This window comes from Pseudomonas sp. LBUM1648, assembly GCF_059716145.1.
The window spans coordinates 3,813,138-3,830,447 of the sequence record NZ_CP166808.1 but is presented as its reverse complement, the minus strand read 5'-3'; the positions used below and the strand labels follow the sequence as shown (position 1 = coordinate 3,830,447).

16 protein-coding genes are annotated in these 17,310 nt (G+C 60.3%); 5 read left to right on the top strand and 11 right to left on the bottom strand.

Annotated features, from left to right (window positions below; genetic code table 11):
• Positions 1-12 precede the first annotated feature (12 nt).
• Positions 13-531 (top strand): transporter suffix domain-containing protein, encoded by a 519-nt coding sequence (locus tag ACA043_RS17375; protein ID WP_497657527.1) that lies wholly within the window; start codon positions 13-15, stop codon positions 529-531.
• 253 nt (positions 532-784) lie between these two features.
• Positions 785-1,570, top strand: coding sequence for a DeoR/GlpR family DNA-binding transcription regulator (locus tag ACA043_RS17370; RefSeq protein WP_497657526.1), 786 nt, complete (start codon positions 785-787; stop codon positions 1,568-1,570).
• 104 nt (positions 1,571-1,674) lie between these two features.
• Here the strand turns inward: ACA043_RS17370 and ACA043_RS17365 are convergent, their stop codons facing one another.
• The 6 genes from ACA043_RS17365 to ACA043_RS17340 all read right to left on the bottom strand — a co-directional run bounded on the left by ACA043_RS17365 (position 1,675) and on the right by ACA043_RS17340 (position 9,381).
• On the bottom strand, positions 1,675-2,958 hold the full coding sequence (locus tag ACA043_RS17365) for an NAD(P)/FAD-dependent oxidoreductase (protein ID WP_401269423.1): 1,284 nt from the start codon (positions 2,956-2,958) through the stop codon (positions 1,675-1,677).
• Positions 2,959-3,104: 146 nt separating this feature from the next.
• The gene (locus ACA043_RS17360; protein ID WP_187680516.1) at positions 3,105-4,469 is read right to left on the bottom strand and encodes a glutamine synthetase family protein; all 1,365 of its coding nucleotides are present in this window, start codon (positions 4,467-4,469) and stop codon (positions 3,105-3,107) included.
• Positions 4,470-5,007: 538 nt separating this feature from the next.
• The gene (chrA, locus tag ACA043_RS17355) at positions 5,008-6,351 is read right to left on the bottom strand and encodes a chromate efflux transporter (protein ID WP_497657525.1); all 1,344 of its coding nucleotides are present in this window, start codon (positions 6,349-6,351) and stop codon (positions 5,008-5,010) included.
• Between the two features lie 92 nt (positions 6,352-6,443).
• Complete coding sequence (locus ACA043_RS17350; protein WP_497657524.1) at positions 6,444-7,343, bottom strand: bestrophin family protein; 900 nt, start codon at positions 7,341-7,343, stop codon at positions 6,444-6,446.
• A 35-nt stretch (positions 7,344-7,378) separates the two neighbouring features.
• Positions 7,379-8,377 carry a GTP 3',8-cyclase MoaA gene (moaA, locus tag ACA043_RS17345; RefSeq protein WP_497657523.1) on the bottom strand — a complete coding sequence of 333 codons (999 nt, stop codon included), beginning with the start codon at positions 8,375-8,377 and terminating at the stop codon, positions 7,379-7,381.
• A 152-nt stretch (positions 8,378-8,529) separates the two neighbouring features.
• Complete coding sequence (locus ACA043_RS17340; RefSeq protein ID WP_489881259.1) at positions 8,530-9,381, bottom strand: CAP domain-containing protein; 852 nt, start codon at positions 9,379-9,381, stop codon at positions 8,530-8,532.
• 199 nt (positions 9,382-9,580) lie between these two features.
• Here ACA043_RS17340 and ACA043_RS17335 point away from each other — a divergent pair, with 199 nt between their 5' ends.
• Entirely contained in the window at positions 9,581-10,201 is a 621-nt protein-coding gene (locus tag ACA043_RS17335) for a cell wall hydrolase (protein WP_497614426.1), read from the top strand.
• On the opposite strand, the gene ACA043_RS17330 is transcribed toward ACA043_RS17335, so the two are convergent.
• Positions 10,198-11,085 (bottom strand): LysR family transcriptional regulator, encoded by an 888-nt coding sequence (locus ACA043_RS17330; protein WP_497657522.1) that lies wholly within the window; start codon positions 11,083-11,085, stop codon positions 10,198-10,200. The genes ACA043_RS17335 and ACA043_RS17330 overlap by 4 nt on opposite strands.
• Before the next feature lie 103 nt (positions 11,086-11,188).
• Here ACA043_RS17330 and ACA043_RS17325 point away from each other — a divergent pair, with 103 nt between their 5' ends.
• Positions 11,189-12,601, top strand: coding sequence for an MFS transporter (locus tag ACA043_RS17325; RefSeq protein ID WP_497657521.1), 1,413 nt, complete (start codon positions 11,189-11,191; stop codon positions 12,599-12,601).
• Positions 12,602-12,720: 119 nt separating this feature from the next.
• Here ACA043_RS17325 and ACA043_RS17320 read toward each other — a convergent pair whose 3' ends face one another.
• From ACA043_RS17320 to ACA043_RS17310, 3 genes are read right to left on the bottom strand one after another with little or no spacing between them, the layout of a single operon-like run.
• Positions 12,721-14,127 carry a heavy metal sensor histidine kinase gene (locus ACA043_RS17320; RefSeq protein WP_497657520.1) on the bottom strand — a complete coding sequence of 469 codons (1,407 nt, stop codon included), beginning with the start codon at positions 14,125-14,127 and terminating at the stop codon, positions 12,721-12,723.
• Entirely contained in the window at positions 14,124-14,795 is a 672-nt protein-coding gene (locus ACA043_RS17315) for a heavy metal response regulator transcription factor (protein WP_187680525.1), read from the bottom strand. Before ACA043_RS17315 ends, ACA043_RS17320 begins: the two co-directional genes overlap by 4 nt.
• 12 nt (positions 14,796-14,807) lie before the next feature.
• The gene (locus tag ACA043_RS17310; protein ID WP_401269444.1) at positions 14,808-15,065 is read right to left on the bottom strand and encodes a DUF2790 domain-containing protein; all 258 of its coding nucleotides are present in this window, start codon (positions 15,063-15,065) and stop codon (positions 14,808-14,810) included.
• 448 nt (positions 15,066-15,513) lie between these two features.
• On the opposite strand from ACA043_RS17310, the gene ACA043_RS17305 reads away from it, so the two are divergent.
• Positions 15,514-16,485: an IS110 family RNA-guided transposase gene (locus tag ACA043_RS17305; protein WP_497657519.1), complete on the top strand. Its 972-nt coding sequence runs from the start codon at positions 15,514-15,516 to the stop codon at positions 16,483-16,485.
• Between the two features lie 34 nt (positions 16,486-16,519).
• Here ACA043_RS17305 and ACA043_RS17300 read toward each other — a convergent pair whose 3' ends face one another.
• Positions 16,520-17,233, bottom strand: coding sequence for a murein L,D-transpeptidase catalytic domain family protein (locus tag ACA043_RS17300; protein ID WP_187680527.1), 714 nt, complete (start codon positions 17,231-17,233; stop codon positions 16,520-16,522).
• Positions 17,234-17,310: the final 77 nt, after the last annotated feature.

The window sequence follows — 17,310 nt, the reverse complement described above, 5'->3', positions numbered from 1 at the left end:
AGGTACGAAACCATGGACACTGCCCAAGATCCGGTAACGCCGACCACCACCGCCAACTGGCGCTTCAAGGTCGGTGTGGCGATCATCTGCCTGATGCTCGGTTCGTGGCTGATGTTGCCACTGGCCGCCGCCCTCGATGTGCCCGGCTCGAAAGTGGCGGCGCTGACCGGTGTGCTGTTTATCAGTAACAAAGTGCTGTTGCTGCTGGTGATCGCGGTGATGGGCAAGGCCGGATTCGCCGAACTCAAGCGCAAGATCGGCGGGTATGTCTCGGGGATGATTCCGACACCGGTCGACGAGGTCGGGCCGCTGCGGCACAGGATCGGCGTGGTGATGTTTTGCCTGCCGTTGCTTGTCTCGTTTCTGGAACCGTATTTCGATAACTTCTGGCCGGGGTTGCGGCCCAATCTGTGGCAGCTGCAATTGCTTGGGGATCTGATGTTCGTTGGCAGTTTCTTTGTGCTGGGCGGCAACTTCTGGGAGAAGGCCCACGCGCTGTTTGTGCGTAAGGCGCGGGTGGTATCGGCCTGACGCCTCAGGCGTGGCCCAAAGCGATCGCGAACGACACGACGATCATGCAAGCAAACGCGAAATTGAGATTCATAAGGTGGTCATCCTGAGCCTGTTGAGAGTGGGGCCATTCTGAACAGGCTGAATGCAAAGGAAAAATTCGGCTTTGTGATTCCAATGATCGAAACAATTGATATCCGCCGATTTGTGTTTACCCGAGGCTTTCGCTAGTCTCGGCGAAAACCTGCAACTACAAGCATAAACAGGCAGATCCATGCACGATCATTCGGTCACCGAACTTCCCTCCCTGCGCCGGCAGAAAATCCTCCTGATTCTTGAGCGTGACGGCAAGGTCATGGCCTCCGAGTTGAGCCAGCATTTCGCCGTGTCCGAGGACACCATCCGCCGCGACCTCGCCGAGCTGGATAACGCCGGCCTGGTGCAGCGGGTACACGGCGGTGCGTTGCCGAGGCCGAAAGACACCGGCAAGGATTACTTCACCCGCATCAGTGAGACCGACGAGGTGAAAACCCGCTTGGCGCAACTCGCCGCCGGACGGGTGAAGGATGGCCAGATCGTGCTGTTCGATTCCGGCACTACCACGTTGCAGATCGCGCGTTCGTTGCCGGCGGATATCAAGATCACAGCGGTGACCACCTCGCCGATGACCGCCATCACCCTCGCCGAATACAAGGGCATCAAGGTAATCCTGGCGGGCGGGCAGTTGAACCTGGCGACGATGTCGGTCAGCGGCCACGAGACCGTGCGCCTGCTGCAAAGCATCAAGGCTGATCTGCTGTTTACCGGGGTGTGTGCGATTCATCCGGAGGTGGGGTTGAGTTCGCTGTATTTCGATGAGGTGCCGGTGAAGCAGGCATTGTTCGAGAGCGCCGCGCAGGTGATCGCGGTGACCACGGCGGACAAGTTGGGCGCGGTGGAGCCGTTTGTGGTGGCGCCGTGCACGCGGGTGCATACGTTGATTACCGAGCGGCACCTGGCGTCGGGGAGTGTCGAGGATTATCAACGGTTGGGGATTGAGGTGGAGCAGTTGCCTGACTGAGATTTGTATAGCGGCTTAGGGTCTCATCGCGAGCAGGCTCACTCCTACAGTTGGAATGCATTCCCCTTGTAGGAGTGAGCCTGCTCGCGATGGGGTCAGTCCAGTCAACGCAACTTTTCAAGCATCTGGTAGTACCACATCCCCGCCGCCAGTAACGGATTGCCCAGCAAATCCCCCATCGGCACGCGAATGTGCTGGCACGCCGCAAACGTATCGAACTGCTCCATCTGCCCGGTGATCGCCCGACTCATGATTTCGCCCATGATGTGGGTCGAGGCGATGCCGTGCCCGGAGTAACCCTGGCAGTACCAGACATTGTCCGAAAGCTTGCCCAGTTGCGGGATGCGGTTGATCACGATGCCCATCGCGCAGCTCCACTGGTAGTCGATCTGCACGCCTTTGAGCGCCGGAAAAGTCTGCTCGATGCACGGGCGCAGTTCGGCGGCGATGTCCCGCGAGTCCTTGCCGCTGTAGTTGGCGCCGCCGCCGAACAACAAGCGGCCGTCGGCGGTGAGGCGGTAGTAATCGAGGACGAAACGGCAGTCGTACACCGCTAGATCTTCAGGGTTGATCTGCCGCGCCAGATCGCCGAGCGGGGCCGTGGTGACGATGCCGCCCATGGCCGGAAAAATCTTGCCCTTGAGCTGGCCCGGTTCGAGTTTGTGATAGACGTCGCCGGCGAGCATTACCTGATTGGCGTCGATCTGGCCGTGGGCGGTTCTGACGCCGGGCGTATCGCCGTGAATGATCTCCAGCACTTCGCTGTTTTCGAAGATCAGCGCACCCAGACTTTCCGCCGCTCGCGCTTCGCCGATGCACAGGTTGAGCGGGTGCAGGTGCATGTTGCGGGTGTTCTTGATCGCGCCGTGGTAGAGGTCACTTTGCAGCAGGTCGCGTACTTGGCTGCGGTCGAGCAGGCTGACTTCATCACCCAGTCCGCGTCGCACGGCTTCTTCGTAATCGCTGCGCAGATCGGTCATGTGGCTGGGTTTGTAGGCGGCGTGCAGGTGACCGTGTTTGAGGTCACAGGCGATGCCGTATTTCTCGACGCGCTGTTTGATGATCTCGTGCCCGCGCCAGCGCAGATGCCAGATGAAATCGTCGACCTCATCACCCAGTTTCGGGCGCATCTGTTTGCGCATCGCGCCATCGCCAGAGAGGCTGCCGGTGACCTGGCCGCCATTGCGCCCGGTGGCGCCCCAACCGATTTTGTTGCTCTCGACGATGGCGACTTTCAGGCCTTTTTCGGCGAGTTCGACAGCGGTGGCGACGCCGGTGAAACCGCCGCCGATGATCACCACATCGACTTTGTGCCGGCCTTGCAGGGTCGGGTAGTCGGTGTCCTGGTTGAGGGTGGCGGTGTAGTAGGAATTGCAGCGATTGGTCATGTCAGTGTCCACACAAAATTCGAGTTCGGTACGCGGTCCCTTGTGGGAGCGAGCCTGCTCGCGAAAGCGGTTCGTCAGTCACCCAAATGTTGAATGTGACGACGCCTTCGCGAGCAGGCTCGCTCCCACAGGGGAGATGTGAATATTCAGGCTTCAGTCAGATACCAGCGCCAATCCTGCTCACCCACTTCAGCCATGAACTGCCGGTACTCAGCGCGCTTCACCGCCAGATAAACCCCAAGAAATTCCTGCCCCAACGCATCCCGTGCCCAACTTGAATTTTCCAGCGCCTGCAGCGAAGTCAGCCAATCGGTCGGCAGTAATTCCTTCGCTTGCGCATAGCCGTTGCCCTCGACCGGTGCGCCCGGATCAAGGTTTTCGCGAATGCCGCGATGAATGCCGGCAAGGATTGCCGCTGCCGCCAGATACGGGTTGGCGTCGGCGCCGCAGATACGGTGTTCGATGTGTCGGGTATTGGCCGGGCCGCCGGGCACGCGCAGGCTGACGGTGCGGTTGTCGACGCCCCAGGTCGGCGCCAGTGGCGCATAGCTGTTGGCCTGAAAACGGCGATAAGAGTTGGCATTCGGGCAGAACAGCAGCAGCGAATCGAGCAAGGACGCGAGCATCCCGCCAATCGCCGTGCGCAGCAGCGGGGTACCGGCCGGGTCTTCGGAGGCGAACAGGTTACGGCCTTCGGCATCGGCGAGGCTGACGTGCATGTGCATGCCGGTGCCGGCCAGATCATCGAACGGCTTGGCCATGAATGTCGCTTGCATGCCGTGCTTGTGCGCCACGGCTTTGACCAGGCGCTTGTAGCGCACTGCTTGATCCATCGCCTCCAGCGCATCGCCATGTTCGAGGGTGATTTCTACCTGACCCGGCGCGTATTCCGAGATAGCTGTGCGCGCCGGAATGCCGTGCAGTTTGCAGGCGCCGTAGAGGTCGGCGAGGAACGGTTCGATCTGCTCCAGTTCACGCAAACCGTAGACCTGGGTGTGTCGCGGTCGACCGCCGTCAGCATCCAGCGCCGGTTGCGGGCGGCCGTTGTGATCGCGTTTGGCGTCGAGCAGATAGAACTCCAGTTCGCAGGCCATCACCGGGTAATAACCCTCGGCTTTGAGCGCGTCGACCACCTTGATCAACAGGTGGCGCGGGTCGGCGATGCTCGCCGGCATGCCCTCGGTGGGGTGCATGCTGACCTGCACCGCAGCGGTCGGAATCTGCCGCCACGGCAGGCGCACCAGACTGCCTTCCAATGGATAGGCGCGGCAGTCGATATCGCCGACATCCCAGACCAGACCGGAGTTTTCGACGTCTTCACCCTGTACGGTCAGACCGAGAATAGTGCTGGGCAGTGGGCGGCCGCTTTCATACACGGCGAGCAGTTCTTCACGGTGCAACAGCTTGCCGCGCGGTACGCCGTTGGCATCGAGGATGAACAGTTCGATCATGTCGATATCGGGGTTCTGTTCAAGGAAAAGGCGTGCGTCTTCAATGGCTGCGAATTTCATAATCAATCACTCAAATGGCGCCGCACAGGCGCGCAGATTCGGGCCGGACGCGATGGATGGCGTCCTGGCAGGGATTTCAAAAAGGTCTTCAGTCAGTCAGACGCGACGATGAACCTGTGGCGAGGGGATTTATCCCCGATGGGGCGCGAAGCGGCCCCCAAAAGGCGTGACTGCTACGCAGTCCATCGGGGATAAATCCCCTCGCCACAGGCCATCATCCAGTTTGTGTTGTTGACTGACGGTAATCAGGAAATCAGCAGGCGATATCCGGCGGGCGTGCGGAGTGACGCAGCTTGGAACGGCGCAGGGCCATGGGGAGATTGACGATGCGATTCATGCGCGGCCTCTTTGACAGAGGGCGCACACAGCGGAGACGTTCAACGATTTTGGTTGTTGTAGTGACGTACTCATGACGCGTGTTTCCGTTGGCGGAAAACTTCGGTGGCGGGACTGACCCGCCGACCGGTGTGCCCGGATAGTAAGGGGCATTCCTCGGGCGTGTAAACGATTGATTGCGCATCGGCGATGCGACGGTTGTTTAGCGCAACAGGTGAAAGCCCAGCCCGACAAGGGCGCAAACGATCAACACTTCAATCACACCACGTTTGAAAACGAACAGCGCCAGTGCCGCCAGGACTGCCAGCGCTATCGAAAAAACATCCGGTTGCCCGACGAAACCGCTCGGCCAGAACACGTGATACGCGAAAAAACACGCGAGGTTGAGAATCACCCCGACCACTGCTGCCGTGATCGCGGTCAGCGGCGCAGTGAACTTCAGTTCATTGTGAGTCGATTCCACCAACGGCCCGCCGGCGAGAATGAACAGAAACGAAGGCAGAAAGGTGAACCACGTCACCAGCGTCGCTGCCATTGCGCCGGCGGCGAACGCATGTTCCGCGCCGAATACCGGTTGCACATAACCGCCGATGAAACCGACAAACGCCACCACCATGATCAACGGCCCCGGGGTGGTTTCGCCAAGCGCCAGGCCGTCGATCATCTGCGTCGGCGTCAACCAGCCGTAATGCCCCACCGCGCCCTGATAGACATAGGGCAACACCGCATAGGCCCCTCCAAAGGTCAGTAATGCGGCTTTGGTGAAGAACCAGCCCATCTGCGTGAAAGTGCCGTCCCAGCCGAACAACGCCGTCAGCAAGGCCATGGGCAAACACCACAGCGCCGCGCCGACCAATGCCAGCCGCGAGAGCTTCGACAGACTGAAGCGAGCGTGTTCGGGCGTCGGGGTGTCGTCATCAATCAACGCCGGGCCAAAGGATTTTTCACTGCTGCGCTGGCCGCCGTTATCGAATCGCTGCGGCGCCAGACGCCCGCCGAGATAACCGATCAACGCGGCGCCGAGCACGATCAGCGGGAACGGCACATTGAACGCAAAAATCGCCACGAACGAGGCCCCGGCAATCGCCCAGAGCCAGCCATTCTTCAAGGCCCGTGAGCCGATGCGATGCGCCGCGTGCAGCACAATCGCCGTCACCGCCGGTTTGATCCCGTAAAACACCCCGGCCACCGCCGGCACGTCACCGTAGGCGATGTACAGCCATGACAGCGCAATCAGGATAAACAGCGACGGCAGCACAAACAGCACGCCCGCAATCACGCCGCCCCAGGTGCGATGCAACAACCAGCCGATGTAGGTCGCCAGTTGTTGAGCCTCGGGGCCGGGCAGCAACATGCAGTAGTTGAGGGCGTGGAGAAAACGTCGTTCGGAGATCCAGCGGCGGCGTTCGACCAACTCCTGATGCATGATCGCGATTTGCCCGGCGGGGCCGCCGAAACCGATACAGCCGAGCTTGAGCCAGAAGCGCCAGGCCTGACGCAGGGTGACGGGATCGGGGCGGGGAAGATCCTGCGGCGGTGTACTCAAGTGCGGCTCCTGAGTCGAATTCTGGCGGAGCCGCTATCTAATCAGGCTTTTGTTAAATCCAATAGTGCTCAGACAAGGCTGTGACTGGCCGATCAACTCAGGACGTAATCGACGGGCGTCAACGCCGGTGGCAGTTGCGCAACACCCAGTTCAGCCAGAATGTCGCGCTCGATCGTGCGGACCAGGGCATCGGTTGGCAGGTCGTTTTCATCGCGGCCGAATGGGTCTTCCAACTCATCGGCAATCGCATCCAGGCCGAAAAAGGTGTAACTGACAATCGCGGTGAACAGCGGCGTCAGCCAGCCCAGTGGCTCGGCCATGGCGAACGGTAACAGGATGCAGAACAGGTAAATCGTGCGATGTAGCAGCAAGGTATAGGGGAAGGGCAGCGGCGTATTCTTGATCCGCTCGCACACGGCTTGAGCTTGCGTGAGGCTGGTCAGGTGATTGGCCAGCAGCATGTAGCGCCATTCGCTCAGTGCGCCGGCCTGTTGCAGATCGGAGCATTGTTCGCCGATCCGGTGCAGGATCTGTGCGCTGTAGTCGGGCACCTGAGCGTCGGGTTTCGGGTCGACCCACGCGCCGCTGGCCGCCGCCTCGTCTTCACGCCGCAGTCGCGCGTTGAGGGAGTGGGCGAAGCCGCACAGATTGAGCAGCAGCGGCCGGCGTTGCTCCGATTCGCGGATGATGTGGGTTTCGCGAATGATCGAGCGCACATGGACGATCACTTCGCCCCAGGCCTTGCGCGCTTCGTACCAGCGGTCATAGCAGGCGTTGTTACGAAAACTCATGAAGATCGACAGCGACAAGCCCAGCAGCGTGAAGGGCGTGGCGTTGACCTTGGTGAAGCTGCTGGGATGGAGGGTTTCCACCAGCACAATCGCCGACGCCAGCAGGGTGACCATCAGGGTGCGCAAGGCGATTCGCTTGGCAATCGAACCCTTGAGGGTAAAAAGGATGGCGAACTGACTGACCTTGGGTCTGATGATCATGCTGGGTGATCCCGATTACGCGTGGACGTGACGCATCAACCGCCGGTCATGTTCATGAATCGCACGATTTGTACGTCATCGTTCACTTCAAAGTTGTGCCTGTAGGGCTTGAGCTTCATCGCTTCGATGATCGCTTTCTCCAGACGTTCCGGTTGCCCGGGATGGGCGCGTAGCACGGCTTTCAAGTCCAGCGAATGCTCGTTACCTAGACACAGTAGCAAACGCCCCTCCACCGTCAGCCTCACCCGGTTACAGGTAGCGCAGAAGTTGTGGCTGTGCGGAGAAATAAAACCCAGGCGAATCTGCGGGGCTTCGGCCAGCCGCCAGTAGCGCGACGGGCCTTGGGTCGATTCGGCCGAGTCGATCAGGGCGTAGCGTTCGGCGATCCGTTCGCGCACTTGTGCGCTAGAGAAAAACGATTCGGCGCGGCTGTGTTCGTCAATCACGCCCAGCGGCATTTCTTCAATGAAAGAAATGTCCAGCTCACGGTCGATGGCGAAGCTCACCAGATCATTGATCTCTTGATCATTTCGGCCCTGCATCACCACGCAGTTGAGTTTGGTGCGAGTGAAACCGGCCTTGCGCGCGGCATCGATACCCTCGATGACCTGTGCCAGATCGCCGGTGCGGGTCATCTGTTTGAAGCGCTCAGGGCAGAGGCTGTCGAGGCTGACGTTGAGGCGTTTAACGCCTGCGTCGAACAGCGGTGCGGCGAGTTTGCCCAGTTGTGAGCCGTTGGTGGTCAGGCACAATTCGCGCAGGCCGGGCAGGGCGGCGATCTGCTCGCACAGTTGCACCACGCCGGGACGGATCAGCGGTTCGCCGCCAGTGAGACGGATCTTGCGCGTGCCCAGTGCGACGAAGCTTTGTGCCAGTTGGTAGATTTCCTCCAGCGTCAGCACTTGCTGGCGCGGCAGAAACTGCATGTCTTCAGCCATGCAATACACACAGCGAAAGTCGCAACGGTCGGTCACCGACATGCGCAGGTAGTCGACGCGGCGATTGAAGCCATCGATCAAGACGCGCTCTGACATGACAGCCTCGCTGTGGGGAAAACCGCTAACCGCGGATCTGGACGGCGCAGGGTATGGGCAATGTCGAACAGCGTCCAATCACTCTTAATGACCGGGTGATTGATGCCGTCGATGATCAGCAGAACACCACAAAAAGACTGTGGGCTTGAGATTTACTGCGCCCCAAACATCGCCGTCCAGTAAATCCCTGCATCGCTCCTCGGGTCGGTCGCATAAGCGGCGCCGAGTTCCTTGTACTGCGGGTTCATCAGGTTGGCGCAATGGCCGGGGCTGGCGAGCCAGCCGTCGACGACTTTGCCCACAGTGTCCTGGCCGGCGGCGATGTTTTCGCCGACCAGTTGACCGCTGTAGCCGGCCAGTTCGGCGCGGTCACCGGGGGTGCGGCCGTCGCGGTCCTTGTGGTCGAGGTAGTTTTTGTTGGCCATGTCGCGGCTGTGATCCTGGGAGACCGTGCCCAGCGTCGCGTTCCAGGCCAGCGGTGCGGCAGCGGCGAAGGCCTGGCCGCCGCACTGGCGTGGCTGGCTGCGTGCGGCGTTGAGCTGCTCAAGCAGTTTTTGCCCTTCACCCTGCGCATCGCCAAGTTTGGCCGACAACAATGGCCGCGCCAGCACAACGCGCCAATCACGATCAGCGCGGCTGACACCGACATCGACGAACTGCGGATCGAGCACCACCTGACAGAAACTTTCTTGAATCGCCTGCATCGCCGACGCCGCATCGCGCGGGCCGTTGAGGGTGATCGCCTGTACGTTGACCATCGGGTAACTGGCGCTGGCCATGGCTTGCTGCAAATTGACAGCCCCACTGGCCGGTAGCCGCAGTCGCGGATCGGCCGACAGCGGTGGCAGTTCGCTGGATGCCTGAGCACCGCAACGTTGCGGTTCGCTGCGGTACTTGTTGATCGATTCGATCAGTTGCGACTCGTCGCTGGCCATGGTCGAGGCGGCAAAGGCCAGGCCGGCGGACAACGCGGCAAAGCGCAAAACGGATGGCATGAAGCGCATGGAGATCTCCCTTGAGCTGAATGCGCCCATGATGCGCGAAACGCCCCCGGTGGGTGCAATGTCTTTTTCTTGATTTGGCGGATTTTTCAGCGGAACGTTACCCGCGATTTTGCCGTCTACACTCAGCCAAGACCCCGGGATGCGGGCGTCTCCCCTACGTAACACCTTGCCCGACTCGGGCCCTGCCGGAAGAGCTGACATGGCATTGAAATGGTTGATTGGATGCGTTGCGTTAACCCTGTTGGCCGGCACTGCCATGGCCACCGATCAAACGCCGATCAAGGCAAAAGCCGAAGAGAAAGCCCAGGTGCTGGAAGAGAAAGCGGCGGACAAAGTCAGCGCGGCACCGGCGCCTAAATCCGAAGCCATCACCCCGACCGAAGTGCAAGCGGTGGACCCGGCAGGCGCCGCACCGCTGGATGATCCAATCACCTGTCTGGCGCGCAGTATCTACTGGGAAGCCAAAGGCAGGGACACACCGGAGATGGAAGCCGTGGCCAGCGTGGTAATGAATCGCCTCGGCCATGAAGGTTTTCCCGACACCGTTTGCGCCGTGGTCAAGCAAGGCTCGGAAACCAAAAGCTGCCAGTTTTCCTGGTGGTGTGACGGGCGTCCGGATCAGGTCAAAGAAGATGCCGAATACGCGCTGGCCAAGGAAATCGCCGGCAAGGCGTTGAACCGTCAGCTCAAGGATCGCACCAACGGCGCGTTGTATTTCCATGACCGCAACGTGCATCCGAGTTGGGCCAAGGAATACCGGAAAACCGCCGAGACGAAAAAATTCCTGTTCTACAAACCCGCTGGCGGTGACGCGCGTTAGGCACAGACTTCCCGCACGCAACTGCGCAACCAGCGGTGTGCCGGGTCGGCGTCCATGCGCGGATGCCAGAGCATGGACACACTGATTGGTGGCATCTGGAAGGGCAAGGCAAAACTGTGCAGGCCGGTGCGCAGTTTGCTGGTGTGACGTTCCGGCACAGTGGCAATCAGGTCTGATTCACGGACCAAAGTCAGTGCCGCTGAAAATCCGCCGAATGAAGTGACAATGTCCCGCGTCAGGCCCAAGGCGAGTAACGCTTCATCGACCGGGCCGCTGCTGCGTCCGCGTCGTGAAATGAGAATGTGCTGGCCGCCGGCAAAGCGCTTGGCGCTGATCTTGCCCGAACCCAATGGATGCCCCTCACGTACCACCCCGATCCAGTGATCTTCAAACAGGATGCGGCTGTGCAGCGTCGGGTCGGTGCTGTCGTCGACCACACCAGTCTCCAGATCCACCCGGCCTTCGCGCAGCGGCGTGCTGTCCTTGTCGGCTTTCTGCACAAAGCGCAGGCGCACGCCGGGCGCTTCTTGCGCGATGCGGGCGAGCAGGGCAGCGGCGAAGGTTTCGACAAAACCGTCGGTGTTGCGCAGGGTGAACGTGCGCTGCAACTGGCCGGGATCAAGCACTTCGGCGGGACGCAAGACCGCCTCGGCGTCCTGCACCAGATGACTGACCCGCTCGCGCAACTCCAGCGCGCGCGGGGTCGGCACCAGGCCACGACCGGCGCGCACCAGCAACGGATCGCCGGTGGTTTCGCGCAGACGGGCCAGAGCACGGCTCATGGCTGACGGGCTCAGGCGCAGGCATTTGGCGGCGCGGGCGACACTGCCTTCACGCAGCAGCACGTCGAGGGTGATCAGCAGGTTCAGATCCGGTGCAGTCATGATATGGCGTTCTGTGCAGGTATTAAGTGCAAAGCATGCGTCTTGCGCCTTGTATTGTCGAGGCTCAGGCTACGACACATTAACTTTGCACAGTGAATGCGCCATGCCTCGACCACCCCTGAACACCACAGCCCGCTGGGCCCTGACCAGTCTGGCGCTGTCGATGTTGATGCCGTCGCTGGACACCAGCATTGCCAACGCCGGGTTGCCGATACTGGCGGCGGCGTTTGAGGCGACGTTTCCACAGGTGCAGTGGATCGTTCTGGCCTACTTGCTGGCGATCACCACGTTGATTGTCAGTGTCGGGCGTTTAGGGGATGGCCTCGGGCGGCGGCGATTGCTGTTGATCGGCATTGGCATTTTTACTGCCGCGTCGTTGGCCTGCGCGCTGGCCCCGGGGCTGGGCTGGCTGATCGGCGCACGGGCGGTGCAAGGCCTTGGCGCGGCGATCATGTTCGCCTTGACGGTGGCGCTGGTGGCCGATGCGGTGCCCAAGTCCCGGGCGGGCAGTGCGATGGGGTTGTTGGCGACCATGTCGGCCACCGGCACCAGCCTCGGCCCGTCGCTGGGCGGGTTGTTGATGACGCATGCCGGCTGGCATTCGATTTTTCTGCTCAACGTGCCGTTGGGCTTGCTCAATGCGTGGCTGGTGTATCGCTATCTGCCGGCGGATCGGCCAGTCCGGGTGCGTATTGCGTTTGATTATTTCGGCACCGGGTTATTGATGCTGACGCTGGCGGCCTATGCGCTGGCGATGACCCTTGACGGATTCACCCCGGCGTTGCTGCTGATCAGCCTGTGCGGCGCGGGATTGTTCATTGCGGTCGAGATGAAGACCAAGGCACCGCTGATTCGCTTGTCACTGTTCGCCGACCTGCGTCTGAGTGGCAGTCTGGCGCTGACGCTGCTGGTGACGACGGTCATGATGACCACGCTGGTGGTTGGGCCGTTTTACCTGAGCCGAGGGTTGGGCCTGACCAGCACGGTGGTCGGATTGGTGTTGTCGGTCGGGCCTTTGTTGGCGGCGTTCGGCGGCGTACCGGCCGGGCGCTTGGTGGATCGCTTCGGCGCGCGGAGAGTGGTGCCCGGCGCGTTGCTCGGGATGGTCGGCGGTTGTGGCTTGTTGGCGCTGTTGCCGATGAGTTTCGGCCTGCCTGCGTACCTGCTGCCGATGACGGTGATCGCCGCTGGTTATGCGTTGTTCCAGGCAGCCAACAATACCGGTTTGATGGCTGGGGTCAGCCAGGATCAGCGCGGCGTGGTGTCGGCACTGCTCGGGTTGGCGCGCAATCTGGGCTTGATCACCGGGGCGGCGGCGATGGGCGCGGTGTTTGCCGTGGCCACCGGCGATCCGACCCAAGCCCCGGCTGCCGTTATTGCCACTGGGTTGCACATCACCTTCGGCGTCGCCACGGCCCTGATGGTCATGGCCCTGATCATCAGCCGAGCGCAGATCAACTGTAGGAGCGAGCCTGCTCGCGACAGCGGCGGCACAGTCAAAATCTCAGGTGACTGACCCACCACCACTTTCTGTAGGAGCTGCGGCACGCTGCGATCTTTTGATTGCAAAGATCAGGATCAAAAGATCGCAGCCTCGTTTCACTCGACAGCTCCTACAGGGACTTGTGGTGGATGTCAGCCCCGGGATTCGCGGGCGGGGAAAAACAGTTCGAAGCACGTCTCGCCATCGACGCTGCTCACAGCATAACGACCGTGATGCAACTGCATGATCGTCGCAACGATCGACAGGCCCAGCCCGTTCGATTGCGCAGAGCGCTCGCGAGACGGGTCAACGCGGTAGAAACGTTCGAACAGTCGCGCCAGATGTTCCGGCGCAATCGTCACGCCCCGGTTGCGCACCCGCAGATAACTGCCGTCAGCCTCGGCAAACGCCTCGACCTGTACCGTCGAATCCGCCGCGCCGTACTTGATCGCATTGGCGCACAGATTGGCCAGCGCCCGGCGCAGCAACATCGGCTCGGCCCAGATCACGCCGCTGCCTCGCGCCTCGATGCACACGCCGACATCCGCCGCCAAGCCTTCAAAATAATCGGCGATGCGCTGCATCTCATCGGCCGCGTCCAGCTCCTGACGTTGATTCAAGGCACTGGCCGGATCGGTGCGCGCCAGAAACAGCATGTTGTCGAGCATGCGCGTCAGCCGCTCAAGCTCCTCGACATTGGAGGCGAGCAACTGCTGATACGCCTCGACGCTGCGGTTCTGATGCAGCGCGACCTGAGTCTCGCCGAGCAGGTTATTGATCGGTGTGCGCAGTTCATGGGCCATGTCGGTGGACACCTGGCTCAACTGCGCAAAGCCCTTGGCGAGGCGGTCGAGCATGGCGTTGAACGCCTCGATCATCGGCTGCAACTCTCGCGGTGCGCCATGGCTGCCGAGACGCTCACCGAGGTTGCCGACGCCGATACCGTGGGCGTGGTTGGCCAAGCGCCGCAACGGTAACAGTCCGCGATACACCAGCAGACAGCCAATCACCGCCAACATCAGCGCCGCCAGCGACGCGAAGCCATAAACACTCAAACGATAATTGGCGAGCATCGCCGTGCGCTCGCTCATCAGGCGCCCGGACTGTACTTGCAGATTGCCCAGATCGCCGGAATCGATGCTTGCCGCCACGGCCGAAAACGGCACGCCGTTGACGTCGGGCAGATGCTGCACATCGTTCAGCGACAGCGGCCGGTCAATCGGCACCGCCGGCAAATTTGGCGTGGCCAGGTTGCCGGGATTGACCACCAACAGCGGCGGCTGGCCTGGCGCGCCGATGGTCAGCAGCGCTTCGTGGTTGCCGAGCATGTTCTGGAACAGCGCCGGTTTGTTCTTGATCAGCTCAAGGGTGTTGCTGTCGTTGAGGAAACTGCGCAACTGATCGACGCGACTGACCAGCGCCGTGTCGTCGCGCCGGATGAGTTGTTCTTCAAGCTCGCTGTACAGCGCCGCGCCGAGCCCGGCCAGTGAGGCAAAGGCGAGCAGGGCAAACACCAGTGCCAGGCGCAGGGTCAGGGAATACGGGCGATTCGTGCTCATGGCTGAGTATCGAAGCGGTAGCCGATCCCGCGCACGCTGTGGATCAGCTTGAGCTGGAACGGGTCGTCGATCTTCGCCCGCAAGCGGCGCACGGCGACGTCGACCACGTTGGTATCACTGTCGAAATTCATGTCCCACACCCGTGAAGCGATCAGTGAGCGCGCGAGCACTTGCCCGGTGTGGCTGGCGAACAGTTGCAGCAGGGCGAACTCCTTGTTGGTCAAGGTGATCCGCACCCCGGCGCGGGTCACGCGGCGCTTGAGCACGTCTATCTGCAGATCGGCCACTTGCAGTTGTTCGTCTTCATGAATCGGCCCGCGTCGGGTCAGGGTGCGCAGGCGCGCCACCAGTTCGGCGAAGGAAAACGGCTTGATCAGGTAATCGTCGGCGCCCAGTTCCAGGCCCTTGACCCGGTCGGCAATGTCATCGCGGGCGGTGAGGAAGAGCACCGGCGTGTCGGCTTCCTTGCGCAGCCGGCGCAGGACTTCCCAGCCATCCATTTTCGGCATCATCACATCCAGCACGATCACGTCGAAGCTGTGCTCCAGCGCCAGATGCAGTCCGTCGGCGCCATCCCGGGCCAGGCTTACGCTGTAGCCCAGTTCCTGCAAACCGTTGAGCAGATAATTGCCGGCCTTGGGTTCGTCTTCGACAACCAGAATATTCATGGGCGATCAGTCTCAATGGTCGTTGGTGCAGCCGGTGCCTTGTACTTGATAGTCCAGCACATGTTCACGGCCCTGATGATCGAGGTAGTTCAGTTGCGCCGGAATCACGCCGCAGGCCTGTGAAATATCGGTGCTGGACAGTACTTTGTCGACATCCAGGTGCACGAAGAAGCCGGTTTTGTCATGAATCACGGCGGTGGCAGGCGTATCGGCGGCGAATACTGAACCGGTGGCGAGGAGGGCGGAGAAGGCGAGGATCAGGGTTTTCATGATGAGTCACTCAGTGGCTGAAGTTGATCGGCATTGGCGCCGGGACAACGTCAGGCTACCGAGCGATCCGCACGGCAAACCGACAACTGAATGACAAAGTTGTAATGAAACGAATTGCACAACGTCACCCCTGTAGGAGCTGCCGAAGGCTGCGATCTTTTGATTTTTTCAAAAAAAACAGATCAATAGATCGCAGCCTTCGGCAGCTCCTTGTATCTCGACTATCGCTCCGTCAGGAGCGATAGTTCTCGACTGATCATCGAGGGAGGGACTTGGAAGCCGTGCAGCTCCTTAGGCTTTTTGCCTGTGATGTAGATCGTGCTCCAGCCCTCCACACTCACTCGTATAGTTCGAACGGTATCTTGGGCCCGTCTCTGGCGAGAGCCCGCATTCGCAAGGTTGGACAGAGTGCAGTGATGATCGAAAACGGATTAATGGAGAAACGGTCATGTCCAATTTCGTCGGCGTCGATGTCGCTAAAAACACCTTTGATATCGCTACTCACCTGCCAAACGGCAAGCACAAAACCAAAGCCAAACTGGCTAACGACTCAAAAGGTTTCAAAGAGTTTGACGCCTGGTTGAACAAGCAGGTCGAGCCTACAGCCCTGATCGTGATGGAAGCCACCAGCGTTTATCACCTGGAACTTGCCGAGTTCGTCTACAACAAGGGTTACCGGGTCTGCGTCGTCAATCCGGCTACGACCCACGCTTACGCCGACAGCGAGCTGCGCCGGATAAAAACCGACAAAAGCGACGCCAAATTGATCGCTGACTTTGCTCGGGAAAAGGCTGAAAAGCTTCAGCTTTGGGCTCCGGAGCCGCTGAAATATCGTCAGCTAAAGGCGATGGTACGTCGCTTGGATGACCTTCAGGAAATGGAGCAAATGGAGCTCAATCGCCTGGATGTGTCCGACGAAAAGGTCAAAGACTCGATCAACTCTGTGCTGCGTCACATCGAGAAAGAGATCGTTGAAACTCACAAAGCAATCAAAAAACACATCGACGATGATCCAGACATGCGCCAAATGCGCGACTTGATCGTGACCATCGACGGTATCGGCCAGAAAACCCTTGAGCGGCTGCTGGCCGAGTTGGGCGACCTGCGTAAATATGACGACCCTCGCAAGCTGGTCGCTGCCGCCGGGTTGAACCCAAAGCTGCAGGACTCGGGAAAATTCAAAGGCAGAACAGTGATTTCGAGGATCGGATCGGCTCGCGTTCGGGCGGGTCTATACATGCCTGGGTTGGTTGCACTGAAGCACAACAAGGCAATCATCGCCATGAAGGACCGCTTGAAGGCCAACGGCAAGGCCCCCAAGCAAATCATCTGTGCAGCGATGCGCAAACTCCTACATTTTGTCTACGCCGTTCTTAAATCGGGCCAACCATTTGACCCGAAAATTGCCCTTGCCCGATGAGGGGCAAGACGGTATCTACAGGGTTTTGCGGTGTTTAGCTGGCGTGAGTACTCAAAATGCTCGCCACCTGCTGCGGCTGGCAATTGAGGTACGGCGACTTTTTCAGCCAGCGCTGATCCGGGTACCACGAAAACATGAACTGGCCGTCCTTGAGTTTGTCGATCACCTGCTTGGCAATCTGCGGCCGAACCGCCGGGCAACCCTGACTGCGGCCGATGCGACCCTGACGTTTGCTCCACAACGGATTCACATAGTCGGCGGCGTGGATGACGATGGCGCGGTCGCGGGCCATGTCGTTGAAGCCCGGTTCCAGGCCGTCCATGCGCAACGAATAACCGTGGGTGCCGCTGTAGCTTTCCTGAGTGCGGAACAGGCCGAGGCTGGACTGATAACTGCCTTCGACATTGGAAAACTGCGTGGCGAAGTTTTCACCGGAATTGGAGCCGTGGGCGACCAGATCGCGCAGCACCAGTTTTTTTCGGTTGAGGTCGAAAATCCACAGTCGGCGCTCAGTGGACGGTTGCGAATAATCGATGATTGCCAGGTGGCGGGACGGTTTGGCGCCGTTGTTGACCGCACATTGCATGGCGCTCAAGGCACCTTTCAGCGCTTGGGCATTGAGTTCTGGCGCGGCGTGCGCGAGGCTGGTGAACAAAACCGGCGATGGTTTGCCGGCGGCGAAAGCTGGGCTGGTCACGGCGACAAGGGTCACGGTGCTCAGCAGAAGTCGGCGCAAAAACGTCAACATTTATAAAGTGTCCTCAGCTTGCTACTTATTTGGCACTTTGGCTCCTGACGTCCAGTCGTAACCTGCAGGCCGGAAGA

Bases quoted from the DNA above. Each gene is read 5' to 3' on its own strand.
- ACA043_RS17375 (WP_497657527.1), top strand. From the start codon at position 13: ATGGACACTGCCCAAGATCCGGTAACGCCGACCACCACCGCCAACTGG.
- ACA043_RS17370 (WP_497657526.1), top strand. From the start codon at position 785: ATGCACGATCATTCGGTCACCGAACTTCCCTCCCTGCGCCGGCAGAAA.
- ACA043_RS17365 (WP_401269423.1), bottom strand. From the start codon at position 2,958: ATGACCAATCGCTGCAATTCCTACTACACCGCCACCCTCAACCAGGAC.
- ACA043_RS17360 (WP_187680516.1), bottom strand. From the start codon at position 4,469: ATGAAATTCGCAGCCATTGAAGACGCACGCCTTTTCCTTGAACAGAAC.
- ACA043_RS17350 (WP_497657524.1), bottom strand. From the start codon at position 7,343: ATGATCATCAGACCCAAGGTCAGTCAGTTCGCCATCCTTTTTACCCTC.
- moaA (WP_497657523.1), bottom strand. From the start codon at position 8,377: ATGTCAGAGCGCGTCTTGATCGATGGCTTCAATCGCCGCGTCGACTAC.
- ACA043_RS17340 (WP_489881259.1), bottom strand. From the start codon at position 9,381: ATGCGCTTCATGCCATCCGTTTTGCGCTTTGCCGCGTTGTCCGCCGGC.
- ACA043_RS17335 (WP_497614426.1), top strand. From the start codon at position 9,581: ATGGCATTGAAATGGTTGATTGGATGCGTTGCGTTAACCCTGTTGGCC.
- ACA043_RS17330 (WP_497657522.1), bottom strand. From the start codon at position 11,085: ATGACTGCACCGGATCTGAACCTGCTGATCACCCTCGACGTGCTGCTG.
- ACA043_RS17325 (WP_497657521.1), top strand. From the start codon at position 11,189: ATGCCTCGACCACCCCTGAACACCACAGCCCGCTGGGCCCTGACCAGT.
- ACA043_RS17320 (WP_497657520.1), bottom strand. From the start codon at position 14,127: ATGAGCACGAATCGCCCGTATTCCCTGACCCTGCGCCTGGCACTGGTG.
- ACA043_RS17315 (WP_187680525.1), bottom strand. From the start codon at position 14,795: ATGAATATTCTGGTTGTCGAAGACGAACCCAAGGCCGGCAATTATCTG.
- ACA043_RS17310 (WP_401269444.1), bottom strand. From the start codon at position 15,065: ATGAAAACCCTGATCCTCGCCTTCTCCGCCCTCCTCGCCACCGGTTCA.
- ACA043_RS17305 (WP_497657519.1), top strand. From the start codon at position 15,514: ATGTCCAATTTCGTCGGCGTCGATGTCGCTAAAAACACCTTTGATATC.
- ACA043_RS17300 (WP_187680527.1), bottom strand. From the start codon at position 17,233: ATGTTGACGTTTTTGCGCCGACTTCTGCTGAGCACCGTGACCCTTGTC.